Source organism: Okeania sp. SIO2B9 (assembly GCF_010672505.1).
In the GTDB taxonomy this organism is placed as follows: Bacteria; Cyanobacteriota; Cyanobacteriia; order Cyanobacteriales; family Microcoleaceae; genus Okeania; species Okeania hirsuta.
In genome coordinates this window covers 1-11,406 of record NZ_JAAHGK010000070.1, presented here as the reverse complement: position 1 = coordinate 11,406, position 11,406 = coordinate 1, and the positions used below count along the sequence as shown (strand labels likewise).

The 11,406-nt window shown below is 36.6% G+C and carries 8 protein-coding genes; 4 read left to right on the top strand and 4 right to left on the bottom strand.

Features of this window, described 5'->3' with window-relative positions:
• Positions 1-441 precede the first annotated feature (441 nt).
• From F6K13_RS04660 to F6K13_RS04650, 3 genes are all read left to right on the top strand, one after another.
• Positions 442-705 (top strand): hypothetical protein, encoded by a 264-nt coding sequence (locus F6K13_RS04660; RefSeq protein ID WP_161564344.1) that lies wholly within the window; start codon positions 442-444, stop codon positions 703-705.
• A gap of 751 nt (positions 706-1,456) precedes the next feature.
• Complete coding sequence (locus F6K13_RS04655) at positions 1,457-2,284, top strand: spondin domain-containing protein (RefSeq protein WP_287286918.1); 828 nt, start codon at positions 1,457-1,459, stop codon at positions 2,282-2,284.
• Positions 2,285-2,306: 22 nt separating this feature from the next.
• A complete protein-coding gene (locus tag F6K13_RS04650) occupies positions 2,307-2,486 on the top strand; it encodes a hypothetical protein (protein ID WP_124143406.1) in 180 nt (59 codons plus the stop codon).
• Positions 2,487-2,770: 284 nt separating this feature from the next.
• Here F6K13_RS04650 and F6K13_RS04645 read toward each other — a convergent pair whose 3' ends face one another.
• The 3 genes from F6K13_RS04645 to F6K13_RS04635 all read right to left on the bottom strand — a co-directional run bounded on the left by F6K13_RS04645 (position 2,771) and on the right by F6K13_RS04635 (position 8,924).
• Complete coding sequence (locus tag F6K13_RS04645; protein WP_124154820.1) at positions 2,771-3,193, bottom strand: DUF488 domain-containing protein; 423 nt, start codon at positions 3,191-3,193, stop codon at positions 2,771-2,773.
• A 14-nt stretch (positions 3,194-3,207) separates the two neighbouring features.
• Positions 3,208-3,912, bottom strand: coding sequence for a hypothetical protein (locus tag F6K13_RS04640; protein ID WP_287241922.1), 705 nt, complete (start codon positions 3,910-3,912; stop codon positions 3,208-3,210).
• A gap of 467 nt (positions 3,913-4,379) precedes the next feature.
• A complete protein-coding gene (locus F6K13_RS04635) occupies positions 4,380-8,924 on the bottom strand; it encodes a caspase family protein (RefSeq protein WP_124154821.1) in 4,545 nt (1,514 codons plus the stop codon).
• 670 nt (positions 8,925-9,594) lie between these two features.
• On the opposite strand from F6K13_RS04635, the gene F6K13_RS04630 reads away from it, so the two are divergent.
• On the top strand, positions 9,595-10,461 hold the full coding sequence (locus tag F6K13_RS04630) for a sulfotransferase domain-containing protein (protein ID WP_124143403.1): 867 nt from the start codon (positions 9,595-9,597) through the stop codon (positions 10,459-10,461).
• Between the two features lie 163 nt (positions 10,462-10,624).
• Here F6K13_RS04630 and F6K13_RS04625 read toward each other — a convergent pair.
• Positions 10,625-11,406: helix-turn-helix domain-containing protein (locus F6K13_RS04625; RefSeq protein WP_287286916.1), on the bottom strand; the 782-nt coding region annotated here is incomplete at its 5' end.

The following is an 11,406-nucleotide window of genomic DNA, read 5'->3' as shown; positions in this document are numbered from 1 at the left end:
TTATCATTTTCTTTGTGGGTTTAATACCCCACCGTCAACGGGGGTGTTCACGCATTACTTGGGGGAGCGAATCCATAAGTAATTTTCCTCCTGTCTCCTGTCTCCTGTCTCCTGTCTCCTTCTTCAAGTATAATAAATGATAATTGATGTGGTAAAACAGAATAAAATACCAGTAAAAACAGTATTAATGGAGAGCTGGTATCCAACCAAAAGACTTATGGCTTTAATAGATAACTTAGGTTAAATTTACTATTTTCCATTGAAAAGTAATCCCGCGCGTAGACGATACTGGGGGTGTAAAAAAATATCAAAAACTAGAATAATTAACATGAAATGACGGGGAATTAGTATCAGGAAAAATTATTAAAATTAAAGGCTTTCCTAGAGATAAAAAAATCTAATTATTTTGGGTTACTGTTTCCGCCAACAGAACAGAATATATTGCTACTAACGACCTCACTCAGAAGAGTACAGATGACGTTGATTTTGAGATTCGCACCTAGATGGAAAATTGAGGAGTTTTACGCCAGAATTAAACAGCTAACAGGGCTGGAGTTTTGCCAATGTCGTCGAGGAAAAATTCAAAAAAATCATATTGCTTGTGCTATGTTGGTGTGGAATCATTGGAAAAAAATGGCAAATGTTATGGGAAAAACTATTGATCAACTAAAACATCAATTATTATCCAAATATAAGCGTATCTGAACTCAAATATCTTACAATTAAAATGATAGTTGTTTAAGTTGGTATGGATTGTTTAGAATGATCAAGGCTGGGTGATAGCTATAAATTTTCAAGCGTTAGCGGAGCTTTGCGTCAGCAATCGCCTAAATAGGAATCTGTATAATCGGTGGGCGGTTGGATTCTCCGAGCGAGTGAAATTAACTTTCAAACAATGGACAAAATATCAATAAGACCGCTCCTATCTGCTGCTATAAAAACACAAATACCAGCAATCCTTTATAGAATTTTTGTCAGCATTCAGCTATTAGCAGTCAGTTTTTTTTATTCAGAAAACAGTCTGATTTAAGCTGAAAATTATTTCTAATAAAAGATGATAATAAAAAGTACAGGACTTACACATTTTTATGGTAAAAAAACTATATATATAATGTTTCTCAAATTAGTGAGATACAGTTGTTTTTCTTTTTTTCTATCCCCTGTTTATCGAATTACTACTCCCTACTCCCTACTCCCTAAAACAAACGAATGCGCGTACCTCACCAATATGAGAATTGCTATACCATAGTGCTATAGTTTTAATTTACTATATGTAGTGGCTTTGCGTAAGTCCTGAAGAAATTAAGAAGGTTAGAGAATTAAGATAATTTTCAGCAAGAATATAATATAGACCGCAAGAATTAGCAAGACAAAAAAATATTTAGCTCTTATTATCTAATTTAAGCTCTCACCCTAAATTTAACGGAGAGATAAATAATTTGATTGGGAAAAAATAATGAATATAAATAGTAAGACTTGGCTGAATATTCGTGGAGCGATCGCTGCAGCAATAGCGGTAACTTCCACCTTTGCTATGACATCTACAGCAACAGCAGCAAGATTAAAAGTTACAGTAGAAAATGTTGCCCCCACTAATGGTTTCTTTTTCTCTCCATTATGGGTAGGTTTTCACGATGGTAACTTCGACATTTTTGACTTAAACCAACCAGCACCCGCATATCTCGAAGCATTAGCAGAAGATGCGAATACAGGACCGATCACCACTGCTTTTGCTAATAGTGGCGCAGGGGAGACTCAAGCTACAATATTAGGCCCAACAGGACCATTTCAGGTGCTTACTGCTGGCGATCGCGCTTCTATGACATTTACTCTAGATGGTAGTCTAGCTAGCAGTCGCTATTTCAGTTATGGAGCAATGGGTTTACCAAGTAACGATGCTTTTATTGCTAACGAAAACCCATTAGGGATAAGAATTTTTGATGAAGATGGCAAATTCTTGGGTGCTGATTTTATTGTTACTGGCGATCGAGTGTGGGATGCAGGTACAGAGGTCAATGACGAAATACCAGGCAATACTGCAGCTCTTGCTCAAGCGACTCCTAACACAGGTGTGGATGAAAATGGAGTTGTCACCTTTCACCCTGGTTTTCTCGAAGGTGGTAATATTTTAGCAGCAGCACCTAATGGTGATTTTACCGCTCCAGATTATCAGATCGCACGGATAACTATTGAATCAGTACCTGAACCTACAACTACTTTAGGATTATTTGCTTTTGGTGGATTTTTATTACTGGGAAATTTGTTCCATAAATCTTTTAAATAGTTGGCGTTGGTGAAGCGCGTGTATGATATTAATCTTAATTATTCAGGAGTCAACCCACCCCTCGCCCCTCCCCCTCCCAGGAGGGGAAGTCAGGAGACAGGAGTCAGGAGGGAAGAAAGAAGAAGAAAGAGCAGTAGAAGGAGAAAGTTTTTTGGTCACGGAGCAGGGAACGGAGTTCTATCGCGCTCTGCTCCTGAGATGATATCATACCTCAAATCACCAACGCCAATAAGTAATATCATATCCGTTTAATTGGACATCTCCAGAACAGATGGAACAGGGAACAGGGAACAGGGAACAGGGAACAGGGAACCCACCCCTCGCCCCTCCCCCTCCCAGGAGGGGAGTAATTGATAATTTATAGATAAAAATTGATTTTATTTTTGTTTTTTGGAGATGTCTATTAGTGACCAAAAAATTTCCTCTTCTTCCCTTCTAACTCCTCTATTATTTCAACTATTAAACCGGACATGATATAACATCTAATTATTTCAAATGCTTTACTTGAGCTGAAATTAATTTATTCAAACAATTCGCAACTTCAACTCGATGACATCTAGCTGGATCTAGTTCAGCACATAGTAAGAAAATATTTCCTTGAGTAACAATTTCTGCAATTTCAGACAAATCTGCATCTACTTTTTCAGGGGTAGGTGAAACCCAGTTTGCTTTACCTGATGTATTTCCTAAAGAAACTTTGGATATATATTGAATATTTTTGGAGTGGCAAAGATTTTCTATTTTGTCTCCATACCACTTGCGACTCCAAGCACGAGGACTTTTCCTCACATCAATCACACACTTAACATCAAAATTTTGTAGGTATTCTAAAAATTCACTGTAATCTTTACGATTTCCATAGCCAAATGTCAGTATATATTTATTTGAAAATTTCTCTGAAATATTCATTGTTTTTTCTCTATTTAGAACAAGCTTAATTGAGTAATCATAGGAGGATAAACTACGCCTATAATCATAAAATAATTTTTGTAGTTTTTTAAATTACCTACTATAAAGTATAGGTCTTTCTTGTTCATAAATTCAACCTCTAGCTTTTGTCTTACTTTTTCTACAGCTTCTTTTTCCTTTCCTATTTGAGTCGAACTCAAAGATTTATCTCGACATTTTCGATAAAGCTCTTGAATTTCCCAGTCACTAATACTATAGCGATGTTTATCTCCATCTTCATCAATAAACTCATATCCAAACTTATAAGGTATTTTCTCCAGTTCTACTGTTGGTTCAAACAAATCTAACTGATCTAATACAGCTTGCTGTTTTGGTTTCCAATTACGTTCAGTTTCCTGACAAAAATATTTTTTAATAATTTTTTGCTTGATTATTCCTAATGATTTATCTTGATTTTTTATTTCTTTAATTGACTTAAATTGTAGTGGCAGTAAAAGTTTTTTTCGTTCCTCCCAATTATTACTTGTTTTAATTTTTCTCAAAACCTCTATAGAAGAATCATTTATACGAAAACTTTCTGGCGTATAATCTCGATCATTTTTTTCAATTAAAGCCATAATAATAGACCATCTAGGATAGCGCTTATCAAAATCCAATTGTCGAAAGCGAATAGGATAAATTCTAATCCACTCAAGAGGCTGTTCATCTTCACTCAGCAATATTCCTGCTGTACAGACAGTTTATTGATATTTTTTACTAATTGAAGGGTATGTTTTAGTAGCAATTAGTATTTTTTTAATTCCATATTATACAATCTTAATTTATTACCGAATAATTAAAGTTGAAACCCTCTGCTTTAAAAAAGAAATAAAGAAAAAAAATCCTATTTACTAATCAGATCAAATCTGCTGAATTCGATATAAAAAAATGTTTGATCTTCAGCTATTAGCAAATCTTTCTAAATTCTCCTTCCTCCTGTACGTTTGATCCTGTAAAATCTTACTTTTGTGAGGGCGAATGCCATTCGCCCCTACGACTTCCGTGAAACGGTATAATATCATGTCCGGATAAGAGCGTGATCAAAAAAACTTTCTCCTTCTTCTTCTTTCTACCCTCCTGTCTCCTGTCTCCTGTCTCCTGACTCCTTCGTCGTTTATTTATAACTGTTCAACCGGACATGATATAACTATATCCCTTCACAAAGAAGCCGATCGCTTTCTTTAACATCGGGACTATTCTGCAAATAGTCGTGAACAATATCACAACCCCGCGCCAATAAATTATCTAAATCAAAGTTCCACAATATTGCTACCCGATCCTTACCAACCGCACCGAGCATTTTACCATCTGGACTAAAGCTAACATCCATTACCCCTTCTCGAATACCTGCTAGACTCACCAACTCTTCACCATCAACAGTCCAAATTTTTACCGTACCGTCATCACTACCACTAGCGATAATTTTGCCATCAGGGGTAAAACTCAGACTATTTACTTGACCCTGGTGTCCTCTGAGAGTAGCGATCGCTTGACCTTCAGGAGTTAATAATTTAACTGTATTATCAGAACAAGCTACAGCAAGAATTTTTCCATTTGCACTAAAACTAACTTTCTTGATAACATTACACAACCCTTCAATCTTTCCTAGTTCCTCACCTTCTATGCTCCATATTTTCAGAACAACCTGACTCTCACCCCCAAAACCAGCAGCAGCGATGGCTTTTCCATCTGGTCTAAAAGTCACAGTTCTCAGTTCATCAATACCTCCTGGAATAGTCAATAGTTGTTGACCGCGAATATTCCACAATTTAATTGTTTGATCTAAGCTAGCAGTTGCCAACATTTTACCATCCGAACTATAGCTAATACTATAAACCCGATCTTTATGCCCGGAAAGAGTCGCATTTCCTAAACCTGCTAAATTCCAAACTATTCCTATTCCATCAGCACTTGCAGAAGCCACTGTTTGACTATCGGGACTAAAGCTCAAGCTATAAATACCGCGTTTATGCCCTTTTAAACTTGCTAACTCCTCTCCATCTCGACTCCAAATTTTTACACTCCGGTCGTAACCCCCAGTAGCGATCATCTGAGCATCTGGGCTAAAACTAATAGCTGTGATATAACTGGTGTGTCCTTTGAGAGTAGGCAATTTTTGTTCTTGAAGATTCCAAAGTTTAATCGTGTTGTCAGCACTAGCAGAAGCAAGAGTTAATCTATCATTACTCAAACTGAGACTACTAACCCAGGTACTATGACCTTTGAGAGTTGCTATTTCTCGACCATAATGAGTCCAGAGTTTAATTGTTCCATCAGAACTTCCAGAAGCAATAGTTTTGCCATCAGCACTAAAGTTAACGCTAACTACTGGACTTTTATGACCTTTGAGAGTGCCCATTTTTTGACCATCTATACCCCAGACTCTCACAGTATGATCCCAACTAGCAGTGGCAATAGTTTTACCATCTTGGCTCACACTCACACTCAAAACTCTGTCTTTAAAGCCTTTGAGAATAGCCAATTGTTGGCCTTGAGAGTTCCATAACTTCACCGTTTTATCTTCACTAGCAGAGGCTAATACTTTACCATAGCTGACACTGTAAATTTTATCCTGATGTGCTTGAATAGACTTCAATAGTTTCCCTTTAAGATTCCACAATTTAATCGTTCCATCTACGCCACCAGAAGCGATCGCCTTTCCATCTGGACTAAAACTAACGCTATTAACTGCCCCTTGATGCCCTTTCATTGTTACTAATATTTTACCATTCTGGTTCCAGAGTTTTACAGTACCATCATTACCAGCAGAAACTAACATTTTACTATTAGGACTAAAGTCAACACTGTAAACCGCACCCTGATGTCCTTTTAAAGTAGCTAATTCTTTCCCAGAGTTACTCCAGAGTTTGATTGTACCATCATCACTAGCAGAAGCAATTATTTTTCTATCCTTGCTTAAGCTGATGCTATTGACTGGTTGTGTATGTTCTGCTATTGTTCTGCGCGTACTCACACCATAAACAGTTTTGCGCAAAGCAATTAAAACTCGCATTCTTACATCTGCTGATACTTCTGAGGTATTGTGTAACTTTGTACCAGCTTTGATAGCAGTAAGTAAAGCGTCAAAGCCTTGGTTAGCAGTAAACTGATTTTCTGCGGATAAACTCAAAGCATTAAGTTGGGAATTTAATCTATCCTTTTCTGCCACTTGCCAATTAATCAAGGAAAATCCACTTAACCCACCTAAAATTAAAATTAATCCTATTATACTCCCGAGCCGAAAATTGTTTTGAAAACGTTTGCGGTTGATACTTTTTTCGAGAAATTCTTTGGCTAATACAGATACAAAAGCACTATCAGCATCACTTTCTAATAAACTTTCAGCTAAACTTAACTTGCGCCCACTTAATAAGTATTTGCCTGATTTATCTTTTTTCAGCCACCGTTGAGCATCAGCTTCCATACCAGGTTTTTGTTTAATTGCCTCCCGGTTTGACTCTACCCAAAAACTTAACTGAGACCAATGATGAATAATAGTATTATGGGCTAATTCTATTACTGTTACTGTTTGATTAGTATTTTGATAGTTGGTAAATTTAGTAGTTATAATTAATCTGGCTTTTGCTAATTTTTTCAGTATCTTACTCACAACTGCTAATGATTGTTGAGGGGTAATTAAATCAGTTTTTAATACTCGTTTGCAGCTTACTACCGTATCTTCATTTATTTGTACGAGTTTGAGAAATATCTGCTTGGCAACCTGACGCTCTCTAGCATTGAGGGAATGATAAGTTGCATAAGCTTGTTTTTCTAGACAACCTTTTACACCACCTAAGTTAATATATTGATTCAGAGTAAATTGGTCTATTCGTCGCTGTCGCCATAGTTCCGTTAGAGTATATTGTAATAATGGTAAATTACCGTGACTTTCTGTATCTACAATCATTTGCTCCACTAATTCTGGCTGAATTTCTATACCTACTTGTTTGACTGGAGCGGCGATCGCTTGTTGCAACTCCTGTCGAGTCATCGGCGTTACCGTCACTAAATGAGATTGAATTTGCCTAGCTAACCCAGAATATTCCTGCTCAAAGCATTTACCTAAAAATTCTGCCCCCATACTAATAATTAACAGAAATGTACTAGCATGAGAGTTATCTTGGTAATTTTTGTCTATTGCTCCCATCAAACAGTCAAAAAATTCCTGCCTTTCGATTTTATCTAAACACAGAGTAAAAACTTCCTCAAACTGGTCTACTACCATTACTATTCTGGGTGCTTGAGTATTTTGCAACACTTGTCTAAACCCACTAGCACCCTGATTAATTAACTCTTCGATTTCTATAGGTGAATAAATTATACGTTCAACTTCAGCCTTTTTGATCTCTTGCTCTAGGTTTTCATTGTGAGAATTTTTGATTTTAGGAGGTGATGTGACACCGGACTTTCTTTTTTCTGGCGATCGCCTACGGGTTCCTTTTGTTTCTTGTGCTGGTGGTGGAGGTGGATAAGGAATAGATGATTTTGGCGGTCGCTTTTTTTGTTGATGCTGCTGAGAAGTTGATGATAATTTTTTAGTAGTGTAAAGTTGTAATGATTCTTCCTCTGGAGCTGTTGTTTCTTCTGTTGTCGGCGTTAACAATGTCTGTAGTTGATAATCTACAAATGCTGCTGCTAAATTTTTTAAAGGATGTTCTCCTGGTCTAATAATTAATATAGGCCAAGTGTTACTCCCAGACAATCTTTGCCCCAGTTTAAGTTGATATAATAACCCTGCTTTTACTACACTTGATTTACCAATTCCACCGGCCCCTACTACCGCCAAAAAATTCCGAGAACGAACCTTTTCTAAAAGTATATTTGTCAAAGTTTTCCGACCATAAAAATATTTAGAATCTTTATCATTAAACTCAAATGCAGCTAGTCCTTTATAAGGGCAAACTCCGGCTGTCAGGTCTGGATTTTCTGTAGCTTCTTTTTCCCCTGTCAAAATAATTTCATTCCCAGAATTATTAAAGACTGGATGTAGATTAGAAAGATTTAGTTTTTTATTTATATAGTCTATTAAATTATAATTTGTTACGCAAACATTTGGATAATTTTCTGGTTCTAATGCTTCTAATAAACAATTTGTGAGAAAGCTATGTTCTGAATTTATTTGTGTTGTATAAACTTCTATTTCTTGAGAAACAAAAATATAACACCTATCATTATAAGTTGATTCTATATTACTAAGATTTGTTTGTAAGAAGTCAATTTGTTTTTCCTGATGGTAACAGTCTAACCATACTATTTGTTGTTTGACAGGAGATTTTTGTAATAGTTGACTTAACCAATGTAGTGAAATTCCCCATTTTCCTTTTTGAGGGTTTGTATCACTGGTTGCTAAAAATCCTTCTTGTACCCCTCCTTGTTGATCTAATAAACTATTTCCCACAAAAAACAATAAAGCAGTTTCAGGAACATTATCTAGAGGATTAAATAATTTAGAAATAGCTTCTTTCAAAGCATTTATTTCACAGTTTTTAATCTTAGGATGAGGATCTACTTGCCAAGAACCTTCTATATTAGCTCCTGGAAAGCGCTGCACTTGAAAATTGCCATAGGTTTCTAATAGTTGAGCGATCGCCTCTGCATCTGCTGCTGGTTTAATCAAGTTTCGGGGTTGAGCAGAGCTATCTTTGAGCAAAGGATAATAATTGATACCCACTACTAATGCTTTTCGGTTCATGCACGGTAGCCCATTTTAGTTAATAACTGGCCAGTTTATTATAATATCATGTCTCTTTAAAAACCCACAATAAAAAAAAATTTTAGGGAACAGGGAATAGGGAATAGGGAATAGGAAGAAATTTATCAGAGAACACATTTTTATTATCTCTAATTAACGAGACTTGATATAATAACAATTTTATGTGAAGTTGTACAAAATTATCAAATTCACGATTGAGACTCTAGTTCCTTTGTTTTAAGATTTAAGATAATGTTAAAAGAAATGATTTTGTTCGTGACTTTTACTTCTCTTGCTTACAGAGGTTTTCCTGATTGGACTTCACGAGTATCTACTAATTTGTACTATTCTTGATGCTATTTATACCGTCTAATCCTCTTTTGTGTAATATCATGTCCGGATAATTAGTGATCAAAAAAACTTTCTCCTTCTTTCTCCTTATTCTTCTTCTTTCTACCCTCCTGTCTCCTGTCTCCTGTCTCCTGACTCCTTCGTCGTTTATTTATAACTGTTCAACCGGACATGATATAACAAAGCCCCGCCAATAAATAAAATTATCAAATTATCAAAACGTCTCAGCGTTAACCAACTCAACCCGTTTGGGGTAAGATTAGTTATATCAACTACCCAAAGTTGTTGGGATTTGGTAACAAGTAGTAGGATTTAACACATGGCACAATATAAGCAAGCACTGGTTAAGGACGCTAAGAACCCTCCAGGTCTAATTGTCTTTCCTGCGTTCATTACCCAGAAGGAAATGGATGCGCTTAAGGATTTTAGAGTCGGCGATCGGGATACGTTTGTAGTAGCCTATCCTAAATCTGGTACGACATGGATGGAGCAAATTGTTCACTTGCTTGCTAGCAATGGAGAGCAGGGCGATAAAGTATTGAGTGAAGCAGTTCCTTGGTTAGAAGGTGCTGCAACTCGTTATGGAGGTTTGGATAATTTGATCGTAAATAGTGGCGATCGCCGTTATTTTCATAGCCATTTACCCTTGTCTCTGATGCCAATGTTTGGAAAAACCAAAGCCAAATATATTTATGTTGCTCGCAATCCAAAGGACAATGCTGTCTCCTATTATTATCATGCTTGCAGCAAAATGGGATACGAGGGTAGTTGGAGCGAATTTTTTCAGCTATATGTTGAAGGCAAAGTTGCCTATGGCTTGATATTCGATCATGTTTGGGAGTGGTGGAAAGCTAGCCAAAATTCAGATAATGTGATGTTTGTCAAGTACGAAGATATGAAAAAGGATTTAGCTCAAGTAGTTATTGATGTTGCTAGCTTTATAGATATCCCCTTAACTTCAGATTTACTGGATGCTGTGGTTGCTGCAAGTAAATTTTCGGCAATGGCGATGAATCCGAAAGCTAATCTTGATTGGGTTCCCCAGCGAGAAGGTATTCCCAAACATATGCGTAAAGGAATAGTCGGAGATTGGAAAAACCACTTTTCTTCAGAAGAGAATATGATTCTTGATGCTCTATATCAATCAAGAATGGTACAATATGGTCTGGAATTTGAATTTGAGTAGAGCTGGAGTTACGTTCTATAGAATTAATTTGTTTAATTTGTTGGCTCAAATTCTGATGATGATTCATTTTTCTTCTTGAGCTACAAATTGAAGTGCGGAATGTGGGATTAAAGCTGGTTTTCGCCTCGTCAAAAATTTGGGCTAACTCAACTAAAAATACTCTCTATGTTTTCTTGCTCAACGTCTCTGAAGGCAACTCCCCAAACATGGTTTTGTAATCTTTAGCAAAATGACCGGAATTACAGAATCCAAATTTACTGGCGAGGATGATGATGCTACAACTTTCGGGTTCGCTTACCTTCAGGAGTTGTCGCACTGCATGAAGTCGTCGTACCTTGAGATAGCGCATGGGACTCAAGCCAAATAAGTCCTGAAAAGCATAGGATAAGGCAGAACTGCTAGACCCCAAATTTTGAGCTAGTTGTTTTAAGGTCAAAGGTTTTTTCAAGTGTGCTAGCATTTCTTTTTCCGCTTCGGCAATCAGCTTTTCTCTTCGGGAAGGTTTGAGGAAAGACTTGGAATTTAACTTAATAGGAATGCTACTAATTAGCAAAGGAATAAAATCATCAGCAACGAGTTTTTCAATATGAGGTTGTTGAAGGAAGGTAGGATTTTTGATTGCTAACCAAGCTAGTTGTTTCAGGTAATTTTTAATTTCTTTCGTCCCAGTTGGCAACAAGTTCACATGATTTTTTCTCCGGAAATTATCGTCTAGATCGTGGCGTTGTAGTTGGTCGGCATAAGCATTAAAAGTTTGCACAGGAATGAAAACATGTGTCATGGCTATACCTTGATGAAATACTTCGTAGGATTCGGTGTTGTTAAAACCAAAAAGAGTTCTTTGAGGCTCAATAGGGGTGTTTAAGGAGTAATATTCCTTTTCTTTCTCAGACCAAATCATTACAAAAGACATGTATTCTGGTGGGGGAACACCTGAATACATGA